We start from the raw sequence: 26,007 nt of genomic DNA on the forward strand, positions 1-26,007 counted from the left end.
GGCAAAAGCGAACAGAGCTGAAGGCTGCCCAAGGCAGCCTTCAGCTCTGAAAAGGTTTTACCGGACACTAGTGACGCAGAGCGTGGGAACGATCAGTGAGGTGTTAGATCGGGCACGTCACGCCAGTACCGCCAATCCCGCAATACCCCTCAGGATTCTTGGCCAGGTACTGCTGGTGATACGCCTCGGCGTAGTAGAACGTCGGGGCTTCGTCGATTTCGGTGGTGATGATGCCTTTGCCAGCCTTGGTCAGTTCCGCCTGGAACACTTTCGCGCTGTTCTTCGCCGCTTCCAGTTGTTCCGGTTTGGTGCAGTAGATCACCGAGCGGTACTGGGTGCCGATGTCGTTGCCCTGGCGCATGCCCTGAGTCGGGTTGTGCAGTTCCCAGAACATTTTCAGCAGCTGTTCATAGCTGACTTTTTCCGGCTCATACACCACGAGTACCACTTCGGTGTGCCCGGTCAGGCCCGAGCAGACTTCTTCGTAGGTCGGGTTCGGTGTGAAGCCGCCGGCGTAACCGACCGACGTGCTGAACACGCCTTCGCGCTGCCAGAATTTACGTTCCGCGCCCCAGAAGCAACCCAGGCCGAAGATTGCGAATTCTACGTTGCCCGGAAACGGGCCCAGCAGCGGGTTGCCGTTGACGAAGTGTTTCTCCGGAACCTTGATCGGGGTTTCGCGGCCAGGCAGAGCTTGTTCTTTAGTCGGGAGCACGTTTTTATTCACCAGAATTTCCGAGCGCAGAACCATGATCAGTCCTCTCAGTCAGGTTGAGATGTAAATACAGACTGCCAGTTTGCCCGAGTGTTACGTCGCTGTCAGGCGATTGGGCCGCGCGGGTAGCGTTTGAGCTTTTCGATCAGCTCGGAGCCCGGGATCGGTCGGTCGAACAGGTAGCCCTGGCCGACGTCGCAGCGGTGGCGGCGCAGGAAGGCCAGCTGCTCGGCCGTCTCGATGCCTTCAGCCACGACCTTGAGTTTCAGGTTGTGGGCCATGGCGATCACGGCGGAGGTGATTTCCATGTCGTCCTGGTTATCCGGGATTTCGTGGATGAAGCTTCGATCGATCTTGATGATGTCGATCGGGAATTTTTTCAAGTAGCTGAGCGACGAGTAACCGGTACCGAAGTCATCCATCGCCAGGGTCAGGCCCAAGCGTTTGAGCTGATCGAGCTGCAAGTGCGTGTCTTCGGTGGCTTCCAGCAGCAGGCCCTCGGTCAGCTCCAGCTCCAGCAGGTTCGCCGGCAGCGCTTCTTCCTTGAGGATGTTGGCGATGGACGCCACCAGGTCCGGGTCGGAGAACTGCTTGGGCGACAGGTTGATCGCCACTTGCAGGTTGCCCAGGCCAGCGGCGGTCAAATCCTTGCTCATGCGGCAGGCCTGGCGGGCGATCCATTTGCCGATCGGGATGATCAGGCCGGTTTCTTCGGCCACGCTGATGAACTGGTCCGGGCGGATCATGCCTTTTTCCGGGTGGTTCCAGCGCAGCAGCGCTTCCATGCCCAGCAAGCGACCGCTGCGCAGGCACAGCTTGGGCTGGTAGAACACGTCCAGCTCGTTCTGAGTCAGGGCGCGGCGCAGGTTGTTTTCGACGAACAGTTTGTAGCTGGCCTCGGCGTTCAGCGCTTCGGTGAACACTTGCACCTGGTGTTTACCGTTGGCCTTGGCCTTGTGCAGCGCCAGGCCGGCGTTGCGCATCAGTGTCTGTGGATCGCGGCCGTGCAGCGGCGCGCAGGCCAGGCCCACGGAGCCGGTGACGCTGATCAACTGGTTGTCGACGAACATCGGTTTGTCGAGGGTTGCCAGCAATTGATTGGCAACCTGCTGGCCCGCCGAGAGGTCAGTGTCGTCCAGCAGCACCGCGAATTCGTTACTGGCAAAACGCGCCAGACTGCCGCTCGAACTCAGGCTGTTGCGCAGGCGCCGCGCCAGGCTGATCAGCAGTTTGTCGCCGGTCTGGTGGCCGAGGCTGTCGTTGATCCGCTTGAAGTTGTCGATGTCCACCAGCAACAGGCTGATCGGCGTATCGCTGTCTCGGGCGAAGCGCTCATCGAGGTTGCGGATGAACGCCGGACGGTTGCCGAGGTTGGTCAGGTTATCGGTGTAAGCCAGACGCTCGATGCGCTGCTGGGCGAGCTTGGTATGGGTGATGTCTTCGTAGATGCCGATGTAATGGGTCAGCTCGCGGTTGTCGCCGTAGACCTTGGAGATCGACAACTGGCCCCAGTAGGGTTCGAGGTTTTTGCGCCGGCTCTTGAACTCGCCCTGCCAGCTATTGCTCTTGGCCAGCGCCGATGGGGCGTCGAACAGCAGTTCGCTGAGGTTCTCCAGCGCCGGCAGCTCCGACAGCCGCTGGCCGTGGACTTCCTCGGTGGTGTACTGGGTGATCGCGGTGAAGCTTGGGTTGACGTACTCCACCACGCCGTCGCAATTGACCAGCAGAAAGGCGTTGGCGCTTTGCTCCACAGCACGCTGGAACAGGTGCAGGGCGCTGGTGGCGGTGCGGCGGTTGTGGTTGTTGATGACTTGGGCGAATTGATCCGCCAGTTCGCCGGCAAAGGCGATTTCGTCCGACTGCCAGGCGCGAGTCGCCCCGATCTGTTCCAGGCAGAGCACGCCGACCACCTGGCCATCGACGCGGATGCTGGCGTCGAGCATGGCGTTGACGTCGCGCGGGCGCAGGTGCTCGGCGATTTCCCGGGTGCGCGGGTCGCGCATGGCGTTGTGGGCGTCGATGGCGCGGCCAGTGTGCAAGGCGTCGAGGTAATCGGGAAAACCACTGGCGTCGATCGGCTCCGGCAGTTGGCGACCCCGGGTGGCGCGGTGATAGGCCGAGATCGGCGTCAGTAGCGAGCCATCGAGGTTCCACAGGCTGGCGCAGTCGATTTCGTAGATATCGCAGGCGCTGCGGGTGATCAGTTCGGCAGCTTCTTGCAGGGAATTGTTGGTGCTGTAGCGCTGGCGGGTCAGCAGCAGGATCAGGTCTTGCTGAGCGCGCACCCGGTCCAGATGCTGCAGTTGTTCCTGCTGGGCACGTTGATTGAGTTCCAGGGCGATTTGCAGGCGTGAATTCTGGGTTTCCAGATCCAGCGCCGGCAGCAACGGTTCGCCTTCGAACAGACCGTCCACCACCATCAGGTAGCCGCGTAGCAGGTGTCGATTGTGTTGTTTGTAAGCTTCGCCCAGTTCCAGCAGGCTCAGAACGCCTGCGGCGGTGTGCAAGGTGTAGCGGATCAGGTAATGCGGGCTTTCGGTGAGTTGCTGCTGGATCGTGTCATGCAGTTGATAACGTGCTTCGGGTTCCATCAGGCTGGCGTAGGGCGAACCGACCAGAGCACAAAGCTCCACCGCCGGCAGGCCGAACTGTCGTTCGCAATTGGGATCGAGAAACAGCAGCGCCCAGCTCGGTTCATTCAGCCGTTCGAAACGCAGCATGCCGAGCCGCGAGGGCACAGGCAACTGCGTCACTACCTCGGCCACCATACGGCTGGCGGCATCGGGTTGGCTTTTCATTGAGGGAAACTCGCTTCGAATATGCTGATCGCGCCGGGCTCTCGCCCTCTTTACTGTTGCCTGCGGCAAGGTTGCATCATTGCGACACCGACTGACAAGAGACATGAAGGCCAAGTGCTATAAGAATATGTCGGCAGACGCGCAGTTTTCTCCAGCGAGGCGTCAAAAAGTAATGTTGCAGGTCAAAAGATCGCAGCCCGTAGGCGCCGCCGAAGGCTGCGATCTTCTCCAGGGGTCAACGCAATTTGATGCTGATCGACTGCAATGGCTTGCCATCCCGATCGTGATAATTGACGCGTACCTGCTCGGCCTCGACGATCAGATGCGCGAAGTTGTCCTGGCTGATCACCTCGCTGGTCAGTTCATGCCGATAGTCGCCCGCCGCTGTTCGGGCCAGGGCTTGATCGAGGATGAAGGTCGATGCCTTGGCGTACGGCAGCAATTTGCTGTTGCACAGCGGTGAAGACACGATGGTGTGGACTTCAAAATCCGGGTTCTCGCTGTGGGTCAGGCGACTGGTGAGGGAGCCGTGGACATCGCCGGAAATGAACAGGACGTTCTTGATACCGCGTGTACGAATCGTCTCCAGCAGCCGTAGTCGTTGCTCGGGGAAGGCTTTCCAGGCGTCATCGCCGTTTAGTTTGCGGTCGGGATAGAACATGACGCTGGTGACCACGAATTTGACCCGGGCCCGGCTATTGATCAGCCATTTGAGCAGCGCCTGTTCCTGTTCTTCGTCAAGGATGCGTCGGTCACTGTCCGACAGATTGCGTCGGGTTCGACTGTCGGTGATAAACCACTCGATATCGCCCTCGGAGAACTGATACCAATACTGTTCCAGTCTTCTGCTTACTTGCCCATTGGCCAGCAGTTCATACGTGGGGCTGTGACTGGCTTGATATAACTCATACGCTGCAATGGCATTTTTGTATAAGTGATCATCGTCCTTGCTTTTATTGGCGGGCCAGTTGTCTTCAATTTCATGGTCGTCGAGGATCATATAAGTCGGCATGCCTGACATTAACTTGGAGATGTGAGGCTGCGAAAAGGCTGTGCGGTACTTCTTGAGGATGTCCTGGTATTCCCGGTCGGGGGCCACGAGGTTCAGGTCATCGACGTAAATCTGGTCGCCAGTCATCAGCATGGCGCTGATGGGCGGTTCGGCGCTGTCCGCCAGGCTGTTGATCGAGGCAAAAATCCGGTCGCCCAACTGCGGGGTCGATGCAATGCCGGCGGTCATTCGCAGGTAACGACATGAGCCGACGACATAGGCCCGCGGCTGGGTGGTTTTGCTGGACTGTGTACGAAAGCGGTAAATCTCCCGCGGCCATTGCAGCGGCAGTTCCTGAACCGTCTCCACGGTATGCACCGGGTTCATGGGGCTGAACCAGCCTGCCTGGTATTCATAGTCGGTGTCGGTGGCCAGATCGTTGAGTGCAATCACATCAGACATGTCGCGCAAGACGGACAGTTTTGCAAATACGCCTTTGGACCAATACTGCTCACCGGTGCGTCGATAACGGATGCCCGCAAATACCAAGGCATCGTTCTGTAATTCACCGCGCAAGAAAATACGCGCATGGTTAGTTGTGGTGTGGCCGATAATTGGGCCGACAGTTGGTTTGAACATGTTCGAATCCATTCGAGGTAATGCTAACTAAGCAGATTAAGTCGTCGAGGTTTCTATAAGAAATCTCCCAACTAAGCCTAGTTATTGGCTGGAAAAAATATCGGGCGGAAGTGGACTGGGGTTGTAGGTGGCGTAAGCCGTGAATGTAGGAATAAAGTGCGAATGAGGGCTTTTTTCAGGCAAAAAAAAGCCCCGCCAAATCGACGGGGTTGAGGTACGAGCGTGGCGCTCGGAAAACGTGGAACGCGATTGGCCCTCCGCCAGGGGAGGGCCAGTCGGTGTTACAGCAGGATGGTGCGGATGTCCGCCAGCAGGTCGCTCAGACGCTTGGTGAAGCGTGCAGCAGCGGCGCCGTTGATCACACGGTGATCGTAGGACAGTGACAGCGGCAGCATCAGTTTCGGCTGGAAGGCTTTGCCGTCCCAGACTGGCTGGATGGTTGCCTTGGAAACACCGAGGATCGCCACTTCCGGCGCGTTGACGATCGGCGTGAAGCCGGTGCCGCCAATGTGGCCGAGGCTGGAAATGGTGAAGCAGGCGCCTTGCATCTCGTCCGACGAAAGCTTCTTGGTCCGGGCTTTTTCAGCCAGGGAAGCAGCTTCGGCGGCCAGTTGCAGGAGGCTCTTCTGGTCGACGTTCTTGATGACCGGTACCAACAGGCCATCCGGGGTGTCGACGGCGAAGCCGATGTTCACGTATTTCTTGCGGATGATCGCTTTGCCGCTTGGTGCCAGCGAGCTGTTGAAATCCGGCAGTTCCTTGAGCAGGTGTGCGCAGGACTTGAGCAGCAGCGGCAGGATGGTCAGCTTGACGCCGGCCTTCTCGGCCACGGCTTTCTGGGCGTTGCGGAACGCTTCCAGCTCGGTGATATCCGCCGAGTCGAATTGCGTTACGTGCGGCACGTTCAGCCAGCTGCGGTGCAGGTTGGCGGCGCCGACCTGCATCAGGCGGGTCATCGGCACTTCTTCGATTTCGCCGAAGCGGCTGAAGTCGACGACCGGAATCGGCGGGATGCCCGCGCCGCCGGTTGCACCAGCCGCAGCGGCCGGAGCTTCCTTGGCCTTCTGCATCATGGCCTTGACGTAAACCTGCACGTCTTCCTTCAGGATGCGACCGTGCGGACCGCTGGCGCCAACGGCGCTCAGCTCGACGCCGAACTCGCGGGCTAGTTGACGCACGGCAGGGCCAGCGTGAACTTTCGCGCCAGGCTTGGCAGGAGCAGCAGCCGGGGCAGCAGCAGGAGCGACGGCAGCCGGAGCAGCAGCGGCAGGCGCTGGAGTACTCGGCGCAGCAGCAGCAGCCGGAGCCGGGGCTGCAGCAGGTGCCGCGCCTTTGACTTTCAGCTTCAGGATCAGGTCGCCGGTACCGACTTCGTCATCCAGCTTGATGGAAACGCTTTCCACCACGCCAGCGGCAGGTGATGGGATTTCCATGCTCGCCTTGTCGGATTCCAGGGTGATCAGCGACTGGTCGGCGGCAACGGTGTCGCCAGCCTTGACCAGCACTTCGATGATCTTGGCCTTGCCAGCCGAACCGATGTCCGGGACGTGAATGTCCTGAACGCTGTCAGCAACCGGTGCAGCCGGAGCCGCGGCGGCTGGCGCCGGAGCAGCGGCAGCAGGCGCAGCAGCCTGGGCTGGCGCGGCAGCAGCAGGGGCCGCAGCACCCGCCACTTCCAGAGCCAGGATCAGGTCGCCCGTGCCGACTTCGTCGTTGAGCTTGACGCTGATGGCCTTGACCACGCCAGCGGCGGGCGAAGGGATTTCCATGCTGGCCTTGTCGGATTCCAGGGTGATCAGCGACTGATCAGCCTCGACGGTGTCGCCGACCTTGACCTGGATCTCGATGATCTGGGCCTTGCCCGACGAACCGATGTCCGGCACGTGCACTTGCTGAATGCTGGCAGCAGCCGGCGCGGCAGCAGGAGCCGCCGGCGCAGGTGCGGCAGCCGGTTTGGCTTCAGCTTTGGCAGCTGGCGCAGCGGCAGCCGCAGGGGCTGGCGCAGCAGCACCTTCGACTTCCAGTTCCAGCAGTTCGTCGCCTTCTTTCAGGCGATCGCCCAGCTTCACTTTCAGGCTCTTGATGATGCCGGCTTTAGGCGCAGGCACTTCCATGCTCGCCTTGTCCGATTCCAGCGTCAGGATGCTCTGATCGGCTTCGATACGGTCGCCGACCTTCACAAACAGTTCAATTACTTCACCTTCACCGCTGCCGATGTCAGGTACGCGAATGAGTTCGCTCACAGAGTGTCTCCTCAGCAGTCCAGTGGGTTGCGTTTTTCCGGGTTGATGCCGAACTTGGCGATGGCTTCAGCCACCACTTTAGGTTCGATGTCACCACGGTCAGCCAAGGCTTCCAGGGCTGCCAACACCACGAAATGACGGTCTACTTCGAAGAAGTGACGCAGCTTCTTGCGGCTGTCACTGCGGCCGAAACCATCGGTGCCCAGGACTTTGAATTCCTTGGACGGGACCCACTGACGAATTTGTTCAGCGAACAGCTTCATGTAGTCGGTAGAGGCAATGACCGGACCTTTACGGCCGTTCAGGCACTCTTCCACGTAGCTCAGCTTAGGCTTTTGGCCAGGGTGCAGACGGTTGGTACGCTCAACGGCCAGGCCATCGCGACGCAGTTCGTTGAAGCTGGTAACGCTCCAGACGTCAGCGCCGACGTTGAACTCTTCACGCAGGATCTTCGCTGCTTCACGGACTTCACGCAGGATGGTGCCGGAGCCCATCAGCTGAACGTGGTGCGCCGCTTCGCGGGTGTCTTCCTCGAGCAGGTACATGCCTTTCTTGATGCCTTCTTCGGCACCGGCCGGCATGGCTGGCTGCTGGTAGGACTCGTTCATTACGGTGATGTAGTAGAAGACGTCCTGTTGCTCTTCGGTCATCTTCTTCATGCCGTCCTGAATGATCACCGCCAGCTCGTAGCCGTAGGTTGGATCGTAGGTGCGGCAGTTCGGGATGGTCGCGGCCAGCAGGTGGCTGTGACCGTCTTCGTGTTGCAGGCCTTCACCGTTCAGGGTGGTACGGCCTGCGGTGCCGCCGATCAGGAAACCACGGGTACGGCTGTCGCCAGCGGCCCAGGCCAGGTCACCGATACGCTGGAAGCCGAACATCGAGTAGAAGATGTAGAACGGCAGCATCGGCTGGTTGTGGCTGGAGTACGAAGTACCGGCAGCGATGAAGGAGCTCATGGCGCCCGCTTCGTTGATGCCTTCTTCGAGGATCTGACCCTTCTGGTCTTCCTTGTAGAACATCACCTGGTCTTTATCGACTGGCTCGTAGAGCTGGCCGACGGAGGAGTAGATGCCCAACTGACGGAACATGCCTTCCATACCAAAGGTACGGGCTTCGTCCGGGATGATCGGTACGATGCGCGGGCCGATTTCCTTGTCCTTGACCAGTTGCGCGAGGATCCGCACGAAAGCCATGGTGGTGGAAATTTCACGGTCGCCCGAGCCGTCCAGGATCGCCTTGAGGGTGTCCAGTGGAGGGGTCGGGATGTTGAAGCTCTTGGCGCGACGCTGAGGTACGAAACCGCCCAGCGCATTGCGACGCTCGGCCAGGTAACGGGCTTCGGCGCTGCCTTCTTCCGGTTTGAAGAACGGCAGGTTCTCCAGCTCTTCGTCCTTGACCGGGATGTCGAAACGATCGCGGAACAACTTCAGGCTGTCGACATCGACTTTCTTGGTGTTGTGCGCAGTGTTTTTCGCTTCGCCGGCACCGGTGCCATAACCTTTGATGGTCTTGGCCAGGATGACAGTCGGTTGTTCTTTGTGGTTGACCGCTTCGTGGTACGCCGCGTAGACCTTGTACGGGTCGTGGCCGCCACGGTTGAGTTTCCAGATCTCGTCGTCGGACAGATCGGCAACCATCGCCTTGAGTTCTGGCGTGTTGAAGAAGTGTTCACGCACGAACGCGCCGTCTTTGGCTTTGTAGTTCTGGTACTCGCCGTCGATGACTTCGTCCATGCGGCGTTGCAGGATGCCGTCGACGTCCTTGGCCAGCAGTGGGTCCCAGAAACGGCCCCAGATGACTTTGGTCACGTTCCACTGAGCACCGCGGAACACGCCTTCGAGTTCCTGGATGATCTTGCCGTTGCCGCGAACCGGGCCGTCGAGGCGCTGCAGGTTGCAGTTGATGACGAAGATCAGGTTGTCCAGCTTCTCGCGGCCGGCCAGGGAAATTGCGCCGAGGGATTCCGGCTCGTCGCACTCGCCGTCGCCCAGGAAGCACCAGACTTTCTGTTTGCCTGGCTGGATGAAGCCACGGTGCTCCAGGTACTTCATGAAGCGTGCCTGGTAGATCGCCTGGATCGGGCCCAGACCCATGGATACGGTCGGGAACTGCCAGAAGTCAGGCATCAGCCATGGGTGAGGGTAGGACGACAGGCCCTGACCGTCGACTTCCTGGCGGAAGTTGTTCATCTGGTCTTCGGTGATGCGGCCTTCCATGAACGCACGGGCGTAAACGCCTGGCGAGGTGTGACCCTGGAAGTAGATCAGGTCGCCGCCGTGTTCGTCGGTCGGGGCCTGGAAGAAATAGTTGAAGCCGATGTCGTACAGGGTTGCGCTGGAAGCGAAGCTGGAGATGTGACCGCCCAGGTCAGAATCTTTCAGGTTCGTGCGCATCACCATGGCCATCGCGTTCCAGCGTACCAGCGAGCGAATGCGGCGTTCCATGAACAGGTCGCCAGGCATGCGTGCTTCGTGGGTAACGGGAATGGTATTGCGGTATGGCGTGGTGATGGCGTAAGGCAATTGCGAACCGCTACGGGTTGCGAGTTCGCCCATACGGGTCATCAGATAGTGAGCACGGTCTTCGCCTTCTTTGTCGAGAACCGATTCCAGGGCGTCCAGCCATTCCTGGGTTTCGACGGGATCGAGGTCTTGCATGGCTTGCTCCAGGGCGGAAAGGCTTCCAGAATCGGTTGCCTGAGTTTGCGACTGGCCTTGTGGGCAGACGATATAAATTCTTGGATTGCCGATAGGTTGTTCCGGCGGCGTGTAGTTTTACTACAAATCTTCGGGCATTTCAGCCTTTCGAATGTATAGACGAGTAGTAAAACTACAGATGATTGGCTTGTGGCCTCCGGCTGCGTTGTGAGAATAATCGTTAAGGTTGGTCTTTTGCCAATCGAAAAAGGTGGAAGCTTGATGATCGCTGCCAAAAATAAAGAAATTTCAGCTATTTCTAACCTTTGTTCGACAGTCAGTCACGTAGCGTGTTTTCACGAATCACTACATGCAGCCCTTCACACGCCGACCAAGGATAGACCATGAGCCTCCCTTCGCTTACCGAACTGCCCGATGGGCTCCTGCCGTTTGTCACCCGCGCCGAGCAGTCGTTCCGTACGACCGTCGGGGTTCTTCCCGACGACCATGGCCTGTCTGCCTGGACGCCTGAACGCTGGGCGCAGTTTGCCCGCGTCACCGCTGCCAGCGACTTTGTGATTGAACAGAGTCTGCGTGACCCTTTGATGTTGCTGGAACTGGTGCAGTCCGGCGAACTGGACCGCGCCTTGGCGCCGGGCGAGTTGTGCGCACAGATCGCCACGGCGGTGAGCGCCGCCGAAACCGACGACCAGCTAGGCCGTGCCCTGCGCCGCCAGCGTAATCGTCACCAGGTGCGGATCATCTGGCGCGACCTGACTCGCCAGGCTGATCTGGTGCAGACCTGTCGCGACCTCTCGGACATGGCCGATGCCAGCATCGATCAGGCCTATCAGTGGTTGTACTCGCGGCATTGCCAGCAGTTCGGTGTGCCCACCGGGCGGCGCAGCGGCGAGCCGCAGCAGATGGTCATCCTCGGCATGGGCAAGCTCGGCGCGGTGGAGCTGAACCTGTCGTCGGACATCGACCTGATCTTCGCCTACCCCGAGGGCGGCGAAACCGTCGGCGTGAAACGCTCGCTGGATAACCAGGAATTTTTCATTCGTCTCGGCCAGCGTCTGATCAAGGCGCTGGACCCGATGACCGTCGACGGTTTCGTGTTCCGCGTCGACATGCGCTTGCGGCCTTACGGTTCGTCTGGCGCTCTGGTGCTGAGCTTCAATGCGCTGGAACAGTATTACCAGGATCAGGGTCGCGACTGGGAACGCTACGCGATGATCAAGGCGCGGGTGGTGGCCGGCGATCAGGTGGCGGGCGCCCAGCTGCTCGAGATGCTGCGGCCGTTCGTTTACCGGCGTTACCTGGACTTCTCGGCCATCGAAGCGCTGCGCACCATGAAGCAGTTGATCCAGCAGGAAGTCCGGCGCAAGGGCATGGCCGACAACATCAAGCTCGGTTCTGGCGGCATCCGTGAAGTCGAGTTTATCGCCCAGGCCTTCCAGCTGATTCACGGTGGTCGCGACCTGAGCCTGCAACAGCGCCCTCTATTAAAAGTACTGAGTACCCTGGAGGGGCAGGGCTACCTGCCGCCGGCGGTGGTCAGTGAACTGCGCGAAGGTTACGAATTCCTGCGTTACACCGAGCACGCGATTCAGGCGATTGCCGACCGCCAGACCCAGATGTTGCCGGACGGCGCGCAGGATCAGGCGCGCATTGCCTTTATGCTCGGGTTTGCCAACTGGACGGCATTCCACGAACAACTGATGTACTGGCGTGGCCGGGTGGCCTGGCACTTTGGTCAGGTGATTGCCGATCCCGATGAAGAGCAAGGCACCGAGAGCGAAGTGGTGGTCGGCGGGGAATGGCTGCCGCTGTGGGAAGAAGCCCAGGACGAAGAAGCCGCGTGCCGCCAACTCGAAGAGGGCGGTTTCGCCGATGCCGGCAAGGCGCTGAAAGCATTGGCCAGTCTGCGCAGCAGTCCGCAATTGCGTGCCATGCAGCGTCTGGGGCGGGAGCGTCTCGATGCATTTATTCCGCGCTTGCTGGCCCAGGCCGTGGAGCACGCCAATCCCGATCTAGTGCTGGAGCGCGTGCTGCCACTGGTTGAGGCGGTGGCGCGGCGTTCCGCCTATCTGGTGCTGCTGACCGAAAACCCCGGTGCGCTGCGCCGTCTGCTGACACTGTGCGCGGCGAGCCCGTGGATTGCCGAACAGATTACGCGCTTCCCGTTGCTGCTCGACGAATTGCTCAACGAAGGCCGGCTATTCAAGCCGCCGCTGGCGCCGGAACTGGCGGCCGAGTTGCGCGAGCGTCTGACGCGGATTCCCGAAGACGACCTCGAACAACAAATGGAAGCCCTGCGGCATTTCAAACTGGCGCACCGCTTGCGCGTCGCCGCTTCGGAAATCGCCGGCAGCCTGCCGTTGATGAAGGTCAGCGATTACCTGACCTGGCTCGCCGAAGCGATCCTCGAACAAGTGCTGGCCCTGGCCTGGCGCCAGACGGTGGCCAAGTACGGTACACCGCTGCGCACCGACGGCAGCGTATGCGACCCTGGATTCATAATTGTCGGTTACGGGAAAGTCGGCGGTCTGGAATTGGGGCACAGTTCGGACCTGGACCTGGTGTTCATCCATGACGCGGATCCGCAAGCGGAAACCGACGGCCCGAAACCCATCGACGGCGCGCAGTTCTTTACCCGGCTCGGGCAGCGGATCATTCACTTGCTGACGGCCCAGACCAACTCCGGTCAGCTGTATGAAGTGGACATGCGTCTGCGACCGTCCGGTGCTTCCGGTTTGCTGGTGAGTTCATTGGGGGCGTTTGCCCGGTATCAGGAGAACGAGGCCTGGACCTGGGAGCACCAGGCGCTGGTGCGGGCGCGGGTGCTGGTGGGTAGTCAGGATGTCGGCCAGGCGTTCGAGAAGGTTCGCGCGACGGTATTGGCCAAATCGCGGGACCTGTCGACCTTGCGCCAGGAGGTCAGCGAGATGCGCGCCAAGATGCGCGATAATCTCGGCAGCAAGAGCACTGCGGCGGGGACGGCGGCAAATGCCTTCGAGGCCACGGCGCCGTTCGATCTCAAGCAGGACGCTGGAGGTATCGTCGATATTGAATTTATGGTGCAATACGCGGCTCTGGCGTGGTCTGAAACACATCCGTCATTGCTGCGCTATACCGACAATATCCGCATTCTGGAAGGGCTGGAGGAGGAAGGGTTGATACCTGCCGAAGACGCCAGCCTGTTGCGTGAGGCCTATAAAGCCTACCGCTCCGCCGCTCACCGGGAGGCCTTGCAGAAGGATGCCGGTGTGATACCGGGCGACCAGTTCGTGGATGAGCGACGGCAGGTCATGCGGATCTGGCGTGAGCTGGGGTTAAGCTGAAGCTGACTGTGGCGGGCTTTTGTGGCGAGAGAGCAAGCTCCCTGTCCACAGAGATTTATGCTAACTGACATGGATGTGTATTAATTTTATCCGACGAGCCCCAACCGGCTCGTCCAAATGACCTGGCGGCTCACCCCGCAGGTGCTGGATTCTCGAGGCGGGGAGGCGTATGCCTCCCCGGTTCGTTTTTGGAAACCACATGAAAATTCTGATCGTTGGGCCCAGTTGGGTCGGTGACATGGTGATGGCGCAGACACTTTTTCAGTGTCTCAAACAACGCCACCCGCAGTGCGAAATCGACGTGCTGGCCCCCGAGTGGAGCCGGCCAATCCTCGAGCGCATGCCCGAAGTACGCCAGGCCTTGAGTTTCCCGCTCGGCCACGGCGTGCTGGAGCTGGCGACGCGTCGGCGCATCGGTAAATCCCTGGCCGGTCAGTACGACCAGGCCATCCTGCTGCCCAATTCGCTGAAATCGGCCCTGGTGCCGTTTTTTGCCGGCATCCCGAAACGCACCGGCTGGCGTGGCGAGTTCCGCTACGGCCTGCTCAATGACGTGCGCACGCTCGACAAAGAACGTTATCCATTGATGATCGAGCGCTTCATGGCCCTGGCCTTTGAGCCTGGCATCGAGCTGCCGAAACCTTATCCACGACCGAGTTTGCAGATCGACCCGGTGACTCGCGACGGCGCGCTGGCCAAGTTCGGCCTGGCCCTTGACCGTCCGGTGTTGGCGCTGTGCCCCGGCGCCGAGTTCGGCGAGTCCAAGCGCTGGCCGTCCGAGCACTATGCCAAGGTCGCCGAGGCGAAGATTCGTGAAGGCTGGCAAGTCTGGCTGTTCGGCTCGAAAAACGATCACGCGGTGGGTGAAGACATTCGTGGGCGGTTGATTCCGGGGTTGCGTGAAGAGTCGGTGAACCTCAGTGGCGGCACTTCCCTGGCCGAGGCCATCGATCTGCTGTCCTGCGCCGACGCGGTGGTCTCTAACGACTCCGGTCTGATGCACGTGGCTGCCGCGCTGAACCGCCCGTTGGTGGCGGTGTACGGCTCGACGTCGCCGGGCTTCACGCCACCGCTGGCCGAGCATGTCGAGATCGTGCGCCTGGGCATCGAATGCAGTCCGTGCTTCGATCGCACCTGCCGTTTCGGTCATTACAACTGCTTGCGCCAGCTCATGCCCAAAGCGGTGAACGAAGCCTTGCAGCGTTTGCTGGGCACTGTGGTCGAGGTCAAATAGTTTGCGGGTACTGTTGATCAAGACTTCTTCGCTGGGCGACGTGATTCACGCGTTGCCAGCGTTGACCGATGCGGCGCGGGCGATCCCCGGCATCAAGTTCGACTGGGTGGTGGAAGAAGGTTTCGCCGAGATTCCGACCTGGCACCCGGCCGTGGGCAAGGTGATTCCGGTGGCGATCCGTCGCTGGCGCAAAAACATCTGGCAGACCATCAAAAGTGGCGAGTGGAAGCGCTTCAAGCAAAGCGTTCGCGCGACGAAATACGACTTGGTGATCGATGCTCAGGGCCTGCTGAAAAGTGCGCTGCTGACTCGCTATGCCAAAGCCCCGGTGGCCGGGCTGGACAAGAATTCGGCCCGCGAACCGATCGCCGCGCGCTTCTATTCCCGACGTCTGGCCGTGGCCCGTGGGCAGCACGCGGTTGAACGAGTGCGTCAGCTGTTCGCGTTGGCCCTGGGTTACGACCTGCCCAAAGGCCTGGGTGATTACGGCCTGAACGTCGAGCGGCTGGTGGAATTGCCGCGCAAGAATCCGTACGTGGTGTTTCTCCACGGCACCACCTGGGACACCAAACACTGGCCCGAAGCCTATTGGCGCGAGCTGGCCGAGCGGGTGGGGTATCTCGGCGTGGCGGTGAAGCTGCCGTGGGGCAACCCGGTCGAAAAGGCCCGCGCCGAGCGCATCGCCAAAGACATGAAACACGTCGAAGTGCTGCCCAAGCTGAACCTGGCGGGTGTCGGCAAAGTCCTGGCCGGCGCGCAAGCCTGCGTTGCGGTGGACACCGGTCTCGGTCACCTGGCCGCGGCGCTGGACGTGCCGACCCTGTCGCTGTTCGGCCCGACCAATCCGGGCCTGACCGGCGCCTACGGCAAATCGCAGATTCACATGGCCAGCGACTTCCCTTGTGCACCGTGCCTGCAAAAGAAATGCACCTATCAACCGACGGCCGACGATGCCCGTCGGTTCGACCTGAAACGCGAGTGGCCCCTGTGCTTCACGCGTCTGAATCCCGAGCGTGTTGCGAGCCGACTGAGCACGTTGTTACTGGCTGAGGAGCTGCGCTGATGCAATTGGCATTTGTCCTGTACAAGTACTTTCCGTTTGGCGGCTTGCAGCGTGACTTCATGCGCATCGCCCTTGAATGCCAGCAGCGCGGCCATCAAATTCGTGTCTACACGTTGATCTGGGAGGGCGACATCCCTCCGGGCTTCGAAGTGTTGGTGGCGCCGGTCAAGGCGTTCTTCAATCATCGGCGCAACGAGAAACTCACCGAATGGATGGAGGCCGATCTGGCCAAGCGTCCGGTGGACCGCCTGATCGGTTTCAACAAAATGCCGGGCCTGGACGTTTACTACGCCGCCGACGGCTGCTTCGAAGACAAGGCGCAAAACCTGCGCAACTCGCTGTACCGTCGCTGGGGCCGCTACCGGCACTTCGCCGAGTACGAACGCGCGGTGTTCGCCAAAGATGCCAAGACCGACGTGCTGATGATTTCCGAAGTCCAGCAGCCGCTGTTCATCAAGCATTACGACACGCCGATCGAACGTTTCCACCTGCTGCCACCGGGCATCGCCCAGGACCGTCGTCGCCCCGCGAACGCGGATGAAATTCGCGCCGGGTTCCGCGCCGAATTCAACCTGAAAGACGATGAGCTGCTGTTGGTGCAGATCGGTTCCGGGTTCAAGACCAAAGGCGTGGACCGCAGCCTCAAGGCACTGGCCGCGCTGCCCGCCGAGCTGAAAAAACGCACCCGGCTGTTTGTAATTGGCCAGGATGACCCCAAAGTATTCCAGTTGCAGAGCGCCACATTGGGGCTCGGTGACAACGTGCAGTTCCTCAAGGGCCGCAGCGATATCCCGCGTTTCCTGCTCGGTGCCGATCTGCTGATCCACCCGGCGTACAACGAAAACACCGGGACGGTATTGCTTGAGGCCCTGGTGGCCGGATTGCCGGTGCTGGTGAGCGCAGTGTGCGGTTATGCCCATTACATCGCCGAGGCCGACGCGGGGCTGGTGCTGGACGAGCCTTTCGATCAGGCGCAACTGACTCAATACCTGACCGGCATGTTGAACGACACTGATGCACGGGCGGCCTGGAGCCGCAACGGTCTGGCCTTCGCCGAGACGGCCGACCTCTACAGCATGCCGCAGCACGCGGCCGATGTGATTCTGGCGGAGCACGCTTAATGAAGTTGATGCTGGCTGAACCGTTCAAGAGCCGCTGGGCCGGACGCGACCCGTTCGCCGAAGTCGAGGGCCTCAAGGGTGAGGTGTACCGCGAGCTCGAAGCGCGCCGGACACTGCGAACTGAAGTGGACGGTCACGGGTTCTTCGTGAAGATCCATCGGGGCATCGGCTGGGGCGAGATTTTCAAGAACCTGCTGACCGCCAAGCTGCCGGTGCTTGGCGCGGGCCAGGAGTGGAAGGCCATTCAGCGCCTGCAAGAAGTCGGTGTGCCAACCATGACTGCTGTCGCATACGGCGAAAAGGGCAGCAACCCGGCGGACCAGCATTCGTTCATCGTCACCGAAGAGTTGGCGCCCACCGTCAGCCTTGAAGATTTCAGCATCGACTGGGTCAAGCACCCACCGGAGCCAAAGCTCAAGCGCGCCCTGATCGCCGAAGTCGCACGCATGACCGGCATGATGCACCGCGCCGGGGTCAACCATCGCGACTGCTACATCTGCCACTTCCTGCTGCACACTGATAAACCGGTGACCTGCGATGATTTCAAGTTGTCGGTGATCGACCTTCACCGTGCCCAGACCCGTCCGACGATTACCCAGCGCTGGCGCAACAAGGACCTGGCGGCGCTGTATTTTTCGGCGCTGGACATTGGCCTGACCCGTCGCGACAAACTGCGTTTCCTCAAGGGGTACTTCCAACAGCCTCTGCGCCAGATTCTGGTTGAGGAAGCCGGGTTGCTGGCGTGGCTCGAAGGCAAGGCCAACAAGCTTTACGAGCGTAAACAGCGATACGGGGATGCGCTCTGATGCCAGGTTGGAAACTGGAACCGGCCTACAGCGATCTGGCAGAAGATTTCGGCAGTCTTGACGCGGTGTTTGCCCTCACGGGCGAGCAAGTGACCTGCGATCCGCTGTCCGAGGTCATTCGTGTCCAGCGCAACGGTGTCAACTATTACGTCAAACGTTACGTCAGTGCAGGTAAAGGCCTGCGCCGCTACCTGGGCAAACCTCGGGTCAAAGCCGAGTGGCAAAACCTCAAGCGTTTCGCCAAGTGGGGCATTCCCACTGCCGAAGTGGTGGCCTGGGGGCTGGAGCGGCACGGCGTGACGTACGCCCGTGGGGCGATGATCACCCGCGAACTGCCGCAAACCGAAGACTTGTCGGCCCTGGCCAACCGGCATGATCCGAAGCTGGCGGACCGCGCCTGGGTCGATACCGTCAGTCGCCAATTGGCTGGTTACACCCGGACCATGCACGACAAGCGTTTTACCCATAACGATTTGAAGTGGCGCAATCTGTTGGTCGACGATGAGGCCCGGCTGTTCCTGATCGATTGCCCCAACGGCGATTTCTGGCGCGGTTTCTGGCTCAAATACCGTATCACCAAAGACCTGGCCTGCCTCGACAAGGTCGCCAAGTATCACCTGTCGGCCACCCAGCGCCTGCGCTTTTACCTGCAATACCGCCAATGCGCCCGGCTCAATGCCGCGGACAAGAAACGTATTCGGCACGTGGTGAGATTTTTTGAGGGACGCGAATGACTGATTTTCTGGCTGCTGAAGACCGTGCGCTGTTCGAGCGTCATGGTCTCGGCACCTTCGACGCACTTTGGGCCAAACAGCTCGATGCGGTGGACGAGCCCAACACCGGCCGGGGTGGCTGGAGCAGTGTGTTTCGGCTGGATCTGGACGGTCATGGCTACTACCTCAAGCGCCAGAGCAACTACCTGACGCGCTCCCGGCATTCGCCCTTTGGCGAGCCGAGTTTTGCCCGTGAATTTCGCAACATCAGTCGTTATCGGACACTGGGTATTCCGGCGCTGCAGGCGGCGTTTTTTGGTGAGCGCAAAATCGACGGCGAAGTTCGGGCGATTCTGCTGACTCACGCGCTAGACGGTTGGGATGATCTGGATTCGCTGTTGCAGCGCTGGTCGGAGCTGAGCGCGACACAGCACTCGGCTATTCTCAAGGCCTGTGGGCAACTGGCGCGACGCCTGCACGGCAGGCGCCAGGTCCACGGTTGCTTCTACCCCAAGCACATTTTTCTTCAGGCCACCGGCGACGGCTATCAGGCGCAATTGATCGACCTGGAAAAAACCCGGCCACTGTTTTTCGGCCGGCGTGACCGGATCAAGGACCTGGAGCCGTTGCTGCGTCGGGCGCCGGAATGGAGCGACAGCCAGCTGCGCGAATTGTTGGCGGTTTATCTGGATCAGCCGCTGGACAGTTCGCGGGTGGACCGTTGGGTATCGCGCCTGAGTGCGCGACGCAGTAACAAGGAGACGCGTTGATGCGTTTGTCCGAACTGAAAAACGCCGGCCGCAGCCCGAGCCTGCCGCTGAGCATTCCACTGGCCGATGCTGCGGGGCCTGCCGATTTGCAGCTGCTGAGTCTGCTGCGGGTGTTGCCGGGGCAGCGTTATGTGGGTGCTGGCGTCTGGCGCGGCCGGCCGGTGCTGGCCAAGTTGTTGGTTGGTGGCAAAGCGGCGCGGCATTTTCAACGTGAACTGGACGGCGTGCGTTTGCTGGCCGCTCAGGGGCTGACCACGCCGTTGTTATTGGCCGATGGCCTCAAGGACGGCGAGGGCGGTTGGCTGTTGTTCGATTTCCTTGAGGGCGCCGAGAGCCTGGGGGTTGCCTGGAAGCAGGTCGAACACTTGCCCGCATTGGCGGATGAACAATCCGCGGTGCTGGCCGAGGCGTTGGGCGCCATCGGCCAACTGCACAGCAAAGGCCTGTGGCAGGAAGACCTGCACCTGGACAACCTGCTGCGCCATGGCGGCCAGTTGTATTTGATCGATGGCGCCGGGATCTGTGTCGAAACGGCGGGCAAGCCGCTGTCGCAACAGAAAGTCCTGGAAAACCTTGGGGTGTTTTTCGCCCAGTTGCCCAAAGTGCTGGAACCCTTCACCGAAGAGTTGTTGGTGTATTACCTGCTGAGTAACGGCGAACACGCGTTGCCGATGGAGGCGTTGCAAAAACAGATCGACAAGGTCCGTCGCTGGCGCTTGAAGGACTTTCTGATCAAGGTCGGCCGTGAATGCACGCTGTTCAGCGTCCAGCGCGGTGCGTTCGGCTTGCGGGCGATTCGCCGTGAGGAAGAGGCCGCGATGCTGCCGGTGCTGGCACAGGCCGATGCCTTGCTCGATCAGGGTCATCTGTACAAGACCGGCGGCGCGGCGAGCGTCGGCAAGGTCGAGGTGGCCGGGCGCACATTGGTGGTCAAGCGTTACAACATCAAAGGCTTTGCCCACTGGTTCAAGCGTTTCTGGCGCCCGAGCCGCGCCTGGCACTCATGGCGCGAAGGCAATCGCCTGGCGTTCCTCGGTATTGCCACGCCAAAACCCTTGGCGTTGCTGGAGAAGCGCTTTCTCTGGCTGCGCAGTCGGGCGTACCTGGTGACCGAGTATTTGCCGGGGCCAGACATCATCGAGCGCTTTGCGCCGTACGTTGAGAGCGGGGACGCGCCAGAGGCTGAGCTGCAGGCTCTGGATTACCTGTTTGCCGAGCTGATTGGCGAGCGGATCAGCCATGGCGATTTCAAGGGCCATAACTTGTTCTGGCAACAGGATCGCTGGGCGCTGATTGACCTGGATTCGATGTGTCAGCATGGTTCGCTCAGCAGCTTTGCCCCAGCGTATGCGCGGGATCGGGCACGGTTCATGCGCAACTGGCCCGAGAGCAGTGCGCTGTACCAAGTGATTGATCAGCGTCTGCCCAAAGATATCTCCGGCGCTGCCTGAATCGGGTCTTCGACCCTTTCGCGGGACGCTCCCACAAGGTTAGCGCTGAACCTGTGGGAGCGGGCTTGCCCGCGATGGCGCCAGATCAGTCTCCCGAGATCTGGAGGACAAGTTCTTGTGAATCGTCCTACATGATCTGCAGAGCCCATGAACTATGCCCTGAATAGCCACGATGCTAGTTTGCCTGACGTTCTCGGAGGGCAGATTTTGACGATAAAAATGGCTGTGATGTTGAGCTCTTTTTCACTGGTGCTGTCTGGCTGCGGGACCGCTGTCACGGTGCTGCAGCATGACGAAGAGGCCGCCCGTGGCCTCAGAAAGCAAAAGACCTACTGTCAGTCCATTCCTCGCATCTACAGCGGTCTGGCTCACGACTTTTGCCTCTTGCACGCGCCGCCCGATCCCACGGGTATTCTGGTGCCGTTCGTATTACTGGATTTGACCCTTTCGGGGGTATTCGACACGGTTTTCTTGCCCTATACGATTTACCGGCAGGCTGCCGACGGAAATATCAGGATCTACTGGCGGCGGGGTCGCGGGTAATTCTTTTGTATTCCGACGTGTCAGTGCTACACCTAACGCACCTGGCTCGAAAAACAAAGGGTAAATAGCTCGTGTCGACCCCGATCTTGCCCTCTCAACAGTTTTTTCTTTTTGAAAACGAAACCTCAACTAATGTTGAGGCGAAAAAGCTTTCACCTCCGTTCGGGAGGTACAGCGATTTCATAATCTATGTGGATGAGAGCGGCGATCATGGGATGCAAACATTAGATCCAAACTATCCAATGTTTGTGCTGGCATTTTGTGTGTTTCATAAAAGACATTATTGCGAGAGGGTTATTCCTGCCCTTCAGAAGTTTAAATTCAATCATGTGGGGCACGACCTGATCGGTCTGCATGAATTGGAAATTCGAAAAGAAAAGGGCGCGTTCTCTAGTCTATTCACGTCGAGGCAACACAAACATGCTTTTCTCGATGAGTTGACGGGCATCATTGAAGCCAGCAATTTCGTCCTGATCAGCTGTGTTATCGACAAAGCTGCCCTTCGCGAAAAACAAGGTCCTGTCCACAATCCTTATCACGTCGCACTCGGCTTCTGCCTGGAAACGCTTTATGAGTATTTACAGGAAAAGAATCAACAGAGCGTTTTAACTCATGTGATATTCGAACGTCGAGGGAAGCGGGAGGATAACGAGCTTGAACTCGAGTTCCGTCGCATGTGCGATGGCGCGAACCGATTAGGCATTCAGTTGCCGTTCGATATCGTCTTTGCAACCAAGCAAGTGAATTCTACGGGGTTACAGCTAGCGGATCTTGTTGCAAGACCCATTGGTATGAGCGTTTTGCGGTCAGGGCAAGAAAATCGTGCCTTTGACGTACTCAAGCGCAAGTTCTACTGCAGTGGTGGGCGTAATAATGCGGGGGAGGGTTTCGAGAACTGGGGTTTAAAGATTTTCCCTCTCTCAGAAAGCGAAAAGCCCCGGTGAAACTCACCGAGGCCACAACGCCGACCGGGATCCCCCAGTCCATTTGCGCAGGAGTCTATGTCGAGGTCCTTCATCTGTCAACGCGCCGGCTTGCCACTTCCCGCTAGAGGCTTGCCGCCGCTTTTAAGCTATAATCCCGCCCTTTAGCTGTCTCTCGCCCCTTGCGAGGGCACATTAATTTTTGAGGCGCGTTGCGCCTGCATGCAGACTAAAGAGGCTAGACCCCTGTGGCATTGACGATTCTTGGCCTGTCCGGCGCCCTTAGCCATGATCCTTCCGCAGCCTTGTACATCGACGGCAAGCTGGTCGCGGCGGCTGAAGAAGAGCGTTTCGTGCGTGATAAACATGCAAAGAACCGCATGCCTTACGAATCGGCGAAATTCTGCCTCGAGCAGGCTGGCATCAAGCCATCCGACGTTGATGTGGTGGCGATTCCGTTCGCACCGATCAGCCTGTTCGGCAAGGCTCGCTGGCACTACGCCAAGCGCTACTGGTACGCCCCGGACCGCGCCCTCGACGCGATCCTGATGGGTAACCGTCGCTACAAGCGCTATCGCAACAAGATTGTCTGGTGCCTCGAGCAATTGGGCTTCGATCCGAAAAAGATCAAGATCGAGCCGGTTGAGCACCACTTGGCCCACGCCTCCAGCGCCTACCACTGCTCCGGTTTCAAAGAGAAAACCGCGATCCTGGGGATCGACGGCAAGGGCGAATACGCCACGACTTTCTTCGGTTATGGCGAAAACGGCAAGATCCACAAGATCAAGGAATTCTTCGATCCGGACTCCCTCGGCGGCCTGTACGGCGCGATCACCGAGTTCCTCGGCTTCGAAATGCTCGACGGTGAGTTCAAGGTCATGGGCATGGCGCCGTACGGCGACGCCAGCAAATACGATTTCTCCCGTCTGGCCTCGTTCGAAAACGGTGAGTTGGTGATCAACACCGACTACGCCAACGTCATCGGCCTGCGTCGTTATAAAGAGAAGGGCAAGGGCTTCTACTTCTCGCCGAAGCTGATCGAATGGCTGGGTCCGAAACGTGAAGGCGACATCGCCGACGAGCCCTACATTCACTACGCCGCCAGCATGCAAGCGCTGTTCGAGAAACTGGCGTTGCAGATGATCGACCATTACCTGGGCGATGTGCTCAAGGAAACCGGCAAGCTGGCCTTCGCCGGTGGCTGTGCGTTGAACGTCAAGCTGAACCAGAAAATCATTGCCCGCAACGACATCAAAGAACTGTTCGTCCAGCCTGCGTCCGGCGATGCCGGTACCGCGGTGGGTGCGGCGGCTTACGTGTCTCATGCCCGTGGTGTACCGGTCGAGAAGATGGAGCACGTCTACCTCGGCCCGTCCTACAGCAACGAAGACGTGATCGCGGCCTGCGCCCGTCACGCCGACAAGCCAAACTGGCGCAAGCTCGACAATATGCCGGAGCAGATCGCCAGGATCATGGTCGATGGCAACCCGGTGGCCTGGTTCCAGGGTCGCATGGAGTTCGGTCCGCGTGCCTTGGGCGGTCGTTCGATCATTGGCTGCCCGAGCGTGGCCGGCGTGGCGGATCGTATCAACCATCAGATCAAGTTCCGCGAGCGCTGGAGGCCTTTCTGCCCGTCGATGCTCGACACCGTTGCGCCGCAAATGATCAAGATCGATCACCCGGCACCGTTCATGACCTTCACCTTCGAAGTGGCTGAAGAGTGGAAAACCCGCGTGCCGGAAGTCGTCCATGAAGACGGCACGTCCCGGGCCCAGGTGCTCAAGCGCGAATACAATCCGCGCTACTACGACATGATGAAGGCGCTGGAAGTACTGACCGGCAACGGTGTGTCGCTGAACACTTCGCTCAACCGTCGTGGCGAGCCGATGATCTGCTCGCCGACCGACGCCTTGAACATGTTCTTCGGTTCCGACCTGCAGTACCTGATCATGGAAGACATTCTGGTGGTCAAAGAAGGCGCGGACGCTTATGACTCGCTCGGCTGAACGCCATGTGCTGCAGTTCTGTCACGGCTATGACGGGCCGTTTCTGGACTGCGCCCGGCAGTACGCCAGCCTGTTCGCGGGGACCGGTTATCGCGTGACCACGGTGTTCCTGACCGGGGCTGCAGATAGCCAAGTCGCCGCGAACTGTGCGTCCGACGAAGTGCTGTTCATGGAGTACAGCTCCAAGGCCATTCGTGGCCTGAAGCTGGGCGCCATCGGCGATCTGCGCAAGATCGCCGCATCGCGCAACTTCAGTTTCTGCATCGCTCACCGTTTCAAACCGATCTACATCGCCCTGCTCGGCACTTCGTTGCCGGTGATTGGCGTGCATCACGCATTTGGTGATTACCAGCGCCGCACCCGCAAACTGTTCGCGCATATTTTCCGTAAGCGCCTGAGCCTGCTCGGCGTCTCCGATGCGGTACGTGACGACATGCGCCGTTGCTTGCCGAAATGGCCGCAGGCGCGGATTCAGACGCTCTATAACCGGATTGATGTACAGGCGTTGCAGGCCAGTCAGGTGTCGGTTCGTGAGGCCCGGGAAACCCTCGGTCTGTCGATGGATGCCTGGATTGTCGGCAACGTCGGGCGCCTGCATCCGGACAAGGATCAGACTACGTTGTTGCATGGTTTTGCCACGGCATTGCCGGGGTTGCCGGCCAACAGTCAGCTGGTGATTCTGGGCAGCGGTCGGCTGGAGCAGGATCTCAAGGCCCTGGCGCGTGAACTGGGTATCGGCGATCGCGTGCTGTTCCTCGGACAGGTGCCCGAGGCGCGTCGCTACTTCCGCGCTTTCGATGTGTTTGCCTTGAGTTCCGATCACGAACCGTTCGGCATGGTATTGCTGGAGGCTATGGCCGCCGGTGTGCCGTTGCTCGCCACCGCGTGTGGTGGCGCCAGGGAAGTGGTCGAAGGTGTGGGCATTCTGTTTCCGCTGGGCGATGCCGGGCACTTGGCTCAAGGGCTGCAACATCTGGCCGCGATGGACGAGCAGCAACGCCGCCAGTGCGCCGAGCTGATGTTCGACCGCTTGCGTGAGCGCTTCTCCGATCGCGCTGTGCGCGATGCTTTCTGGCATTTGCCGCACGTTACCGAACTGGCACCGAGGGGCTGATGCTCAACCGATTTCAAGGCTGGCGCGAGCGTGGCTGGGTGCAGGTCGACGCCTCGACTTATGCACAAACCTGGCAGCGTTTTGGCGGCAGCGTCGCGACTCATCCTCTGGTGGTCGAGCGTCTGGCACAGTTGGCCGACATCCCGGTGCGTTACCTGGCTTGGGAGCAGGACGGCGAAGTGAAAGCCGCCATCCCGACCTGGGGGCGCGACCTGGCACTGTCCAAGGACGTGCTCAAGCGCACGGGTAAAAAGGGCCTGTTTGACCTCGGTAATGCCGAACTGATTCTGCCGGCCGCCGCCGATGCCCAGGCACCGCTGCGCCATCGCGGGCGTTACCTGTCGGCGCTGAGCGAAGGTCGTTTTACCGGTATCAAGTTGCAGACAGAACAACTGGCGCTGGCCCGCACACCTGAAGAGCTGTCGAAAAAGTTTCGCTATAACCAGCGCCGAGAGTTGCGCCTGCTGGAAGAGGCGGGCGGCGTGGTGCGGCCGGTCAGCGAGTTTTCCAGCAGTGAACTGGCGGCGATCTATTGCGACCTGTTCCAGCGTCGCTGGGGCTTTCCGGCTACCGGTGCCGAGCGCATGGGTGAGGTGATCGAGTTGTTGCGCGAGTTGCTGATCGGCTCGGTGGTTTTCCTCAACGGTGCACCGATTGCGACTCAACTGGTGTACCGCGTCGAGGCGCCGGAATGGATCAGCGTCGAATACGTCAACGGCGGTGTCGATCCCGAGACCCGCGAATTCAGCCCCGGCAGCGTGCTGAGCTTCCTCAACACCCAAAGCGCCTGGGAACATGCTCGTGCGTTGGATAAGCCCCTGCGGTTTTCCTTTGGTCGAACCGACCGTGAGTACAAGGACCGCTGGTGCAATTCTGTGCCGGTCTTCACGGTATGAG

The 26,007-nt window shown here is 59.9% G+C and carries 18 protein-coding genes; 13 read left to right on the top strand and 5 right to left on the bottom strand.

Features of this window, described 5'->3' with window-relative positions; translation table 11 throughout:
- Positions 1-103 precede the first annotated feature (103 nt).
- From msrA to aceE, 5 genes are all read right to left on the bottom strand, one after another.
- Complete coding sequence (msrA, locus tag AC1RO5_RS24195) at positions 104-751, bottom strand: peptide-methionine (S)-S-oxide reductase MsrA (protein WP_018928566.1); 648 nt, start codon at positions 749-751, stop codon at positions 104-106.
- A gap of 68 nt (positions 752-819) precedes the next feature.
- Positions 820-3,513 (bottom strand): putative bifunctional diguanylate cyclase/phosphodiesterase, encoded by a 2,694-nt coding sequence (locus tag AC1RO5_RS24200; protein ID WP_493178054.1) that lies wholly within the window; start codon positions 3,511-3,513, stop codon positions 820-822.
- A 235-nt stretch (positions 3,514-3,748) separates the two neighbouring features.
- Positions 3,749-5,143, bottom strand: a complete 1,395-nt coding sequence (locus AC1RO5_RS24205) for an alkaline phosphatase D family protein (RefSeq protein ID WP_493178055.1) — start codon at positions 5,141-5,143, stop codon at positions 3,749-3,751.
- A gap of 281 nt (positions 5,144-5,424) precedes the next feature.
- A complete protein-coding gene (gene aceF / locus AC1RO5_RS24210; RefSeq protein WP_493178056.1) occupies positions 5,425-7,386 on the bottom strand; it encodes a dihydrolipoyllysine-residue acetyltransferase in 1,962 nt (653 codons plus the stop codon).
- Positions 7,387-7,397: 11 nt separating this feature from the next.
- Complete coding sequence (gene aceE / locus AC1RO5_RS24215) at positions 7,398-10,043, bottom strand: pyruvate dehydrogenase (acetyl-transferring), homodimeric type (RefSeq protein ID WP_493178057.1); 2,646 nt, start codon at positions 10,041-10,043, stop codon at positions 7,398-7,400.
- Positions 10,044-10,426: 383 nt separating this feature from the next.
- Here aceE and glnE point away from each other — a divergent pair, with 383 nt between their 5' ends.
- The 13 genes from glnE (at position 10,427) to AC1RO5_RS24280 (ending at position 26,006) form a co-directional block, all read left to right on the top strand.
- Positions 10,427-13,366: a bifunctional [glutamate--ammonia ligase]-adenylyl-L-tyrosine phosphorylase/[glutamate--ammonia-ligase] adenylyltransferase gene (gene glnE / locus AC1RO5_RS24220; protein WP_493178058.1), complete on the top strand. Its 2,940-nt coding sequence runs from the start codon at positions 10,427-10,429 to the stop codon at positions 13,364-13,366.
- Positions 13,367-13,565: 199 nt separating this feature from the next.
- Positions 13,566-14,600 carry a lipopolysaccharide heptosyltransferase II gene (gene waaF / locus AC1RO5_RS24225; protein WP_018928560.1) on the top strand — a complete coding sequence of 345 codons (1,035 nt, stop codon included), beginning with the start codon at positions 13,566-13,568 and terminating at the stop codon, positions 14,598-14,600.
- Position 14,601: 1 nt separating this feature from the next.
- The gene (gene waaC, locus AC1RO5_RS24230; RefSeq protein WP_428631159.1) at positions 14,602-15,663 is read left to right on the top strand and encodes a lipopolysaccharide heptosyltransferase I; all 1,062 of its coding nucleotides are present in this window, start codon (positions 14,602-14,604) and stop codon (positions 15,661-15,663) included.
- Positions 15,663-16,784 carry a glycosyltransferase family 4 protein gene (locus AC1RO5_RS24235; RefSeq protein ID WP_493178060.1) on the top strand — a complete coding sequence of 374 codons (1,122 nt, stop codon included), beginning with the start codon at positions 15,663-15,665 and terminating at the stop codon, positions 16,782-16,784. The genes waaC and AC1RO5_RS24235 overlap by 1 nt, the downstream gene beginning before the upstream one ends.
- The gene (gene rfaP / locus AC1RO5_RS24240; RefSeq protein ID WP_493178061.1) at positions 16,784-17,590 is read left to right on the top strand and encodes a lipopolysaccharide core heptose(I) kinase RfaP; all 807 of its coding nucleotides are present in this window, start codon (positions 16,784-16,786) and stop codon (positions 17,588-17,590) included. Before AC1RO5_RS24235 ends, rfaP begins: the two co-directional genes overlap by 1 nt.
- Positions 17,590-18,324 carry a lipopolysaccharide kinase InaA family protein gene (locus AC1RO5_RS24245; RefSeq protein WP_493178063.1) on the top strand — a complete coding sequence of 245 codons (735 nt, stop codon included), beginning with the start codon at positions 17,590-17,592 and terminating at the stop codon, positions 18,322-18,324. Before rfaP ends, AC1RO5_RS24245 begins: the two co-directional genes overlap by 1 nt.
- Complete coding sequence (locus AC1RO5_RS24250) at positions 18,321-19,073, top strand: lipopolysaccharide kinase InaA family protein (protein WP_493178064.1); 753 nt, start codon at positions 18,321-18,323, stop codon at positions 19,071-19,073. Before AC1RO5_RS24245 ends, AC1RO5_RS24250 begins: the two co-directional genes overlap by 4 nt.
- The gene (locus AC1RO5_RS24255; protein WP_493178065.1) at positions 19,073-20,524 is read left to right on the top strand and encodes a lipopolysaccharide kinase InaA family protein; all 1,452 of its coding nucleotides are present in this window, start codon (positions 19,073-19,075) and stop codon (positions 20,522-20,524) included. Before AC1RO5_RS24250 ends, AC1RO5_RS24255 begins: the two co-directional genes overlap by 1 nt.
- Positions 20,525-20,731: 207 nt before the next feature.
- Positions 20,732-21,067, top strand: a complete 336-nt coding sequence (locus AC1RO5_RS24260) for a YceK/YidQ family lipoprotein (RefSeq protein WP_493178131.1) — start codon at positions 20,732-20,734, stop codon at positions 21,065-21,067.
- Between the two features lie 71 nt (positions 21,068-21,138).
- Complete coding sequence (locus AC1RO5_RS24265) at positions 21,139-22,011, top strand: DUF3800 domain-containing protein (RefSeq protein WP_493178066.1); 873 nt, start codon at positions 21,139-21,141, stop codon at positions 22,009-22,011.
- A 227-nt stretch (positions 22,012-22,238) separates the two neighbouring features.
- Entirely contained in the window at positions 22,239-23,996 is a 1,758-nt protein-coding gene (locus tag AC1RO5_RS24270) for a carbamoyltransferase family protein (protein WP_493178067.1), read from the top strand.
- A complete protein-coding gene (locus AC1RO5_RS24275) occupies positions 23,980-25,110 on the top strand; it encodes a glycosyltransferase (RefSeq protein ID WP_018928551.1) in 1,131 nt (376 codons plus the stop codon). The genes AC1RO5_RS24270 and AC1RO5_RS24275 overlap by 17 nt, the downstream gene beginning before the upstream one ends.
- The gene (locus AC1RO5_RS24280; protein ID WP_493178068.1) at positions 25,110-26,006 is read left to right on the top strand and encodes an antimicrobial resistance protein Mig-14; all 897 of its coding nucleotides are present in this window, start codon (positions 25,110-25,112) and stop codon (positions 26,004-26,006) included. The genes AC1RO5_RS24275 and AC1RO5_RS24280 overlap by 1 nt, the downstream gene beginning before the upstream one ends.
- Position 26,007 lies beyond the last annotated feature (1 nt).

Source organism: Pseudomonas sp. GW822-FHT02G04, from assembly GCF_058802085.1.

Excerpts from the sequence above, each read along its gene's own strand:
- msrA (WP_018928566.1), bottom strand. The coding sequence starts at position 751 with ATGGTTCTGCGCTCGGAAATTCTGGTGAATAAAAACGTGCTCCCGACT.
- AC1RO5_RS24200 (WP_493178054.1), bottom strand. The coding sequence starts at position 3,513 with ATGAAAAGCCAACCCGATGCCGCCAGCCGTATGGTGGCCGAGGTAGTG.
- AC1RO5_RS24205 (WP_493178055.1), bottom strand. The coding sequence starts at position 5,143 with ATGTTCAAACCAACTGTCGGCCCAATTATCGGCCACACCACAACTAAC.
- aceE (WP_493178057.1), bottom strand. The coding sequence starts at position 10,043 with ATGCAAGACCTCGATCCCGTCGAAACCCAGGAATGGCTGGACGCCCTG.
- glnE (WP_493178058.1), top strand. The coding sequence starts at position 10,427 with ATGAGCCTCCCTTCGCTTACCGAACTGCCCGATGGGCTCCTGCCGTTT.
- waaF (WP_018928560.1), top strand. The coding sequence starts at position 13,566 with ATGAAAATTCTGATCGTTGGGCCCAGTTGGGTCGGTGACATGGTGATG.
- AC1RO5_RS24235 (WP_493178060.1), top strand. The coding sequence starts at position 15,663 with ATGCAATTGGCATTTGTCCTGTACAAGTACTTTCCGTTTGGCGGCTTG.
- rfaP (WP_493178061.1), top strand. The coding sequence starts at position 16,784 with ATGAAGTTGATGCTGGCTGAACCGTTCAAGAGCCGCTGGGCCGGACGC.
- AC1RO5_RS24245 (WP_493178063.1), top strand. The coding sequence starts at position 17,590 with ATGCCAGGTTGGAAACTGGAACCGGCCTACAGCGATCTGGCAGAAGAT.
- AC1RO5_RS24250 (WP_493178064.1), top strand. The coding sequence starts at position 18,321 with ATGACTGATTTTCTGGCTGCTGAAGACCGTGCGCTGTTCGAGCGTCAT.
- AC1RO5_RS24255 (WP_493178065.1), top strand. The coding sequence starts at position 19,073 with ATGCGTTTGTCCGAACTGAAAAACGCCGGCCGCAGCCCGAGCCTGCCG.
- AC1RO5_RS24275 (WP_018928551.1), top strand. The coding sequence starts at position 23,980 with ATGACTCGCTCGGCTGAACGCCATGTGCTGCAGTTCTGTCACGGCTAT.
- AC1RO5_RS24280 (WP_493178068.1), top strand. The coding sequence starts at position 25,110 with ATGCTCAACCGATTTCAAGGCTGGCGCGAGCGTGGCTGGGTGCAGGTC.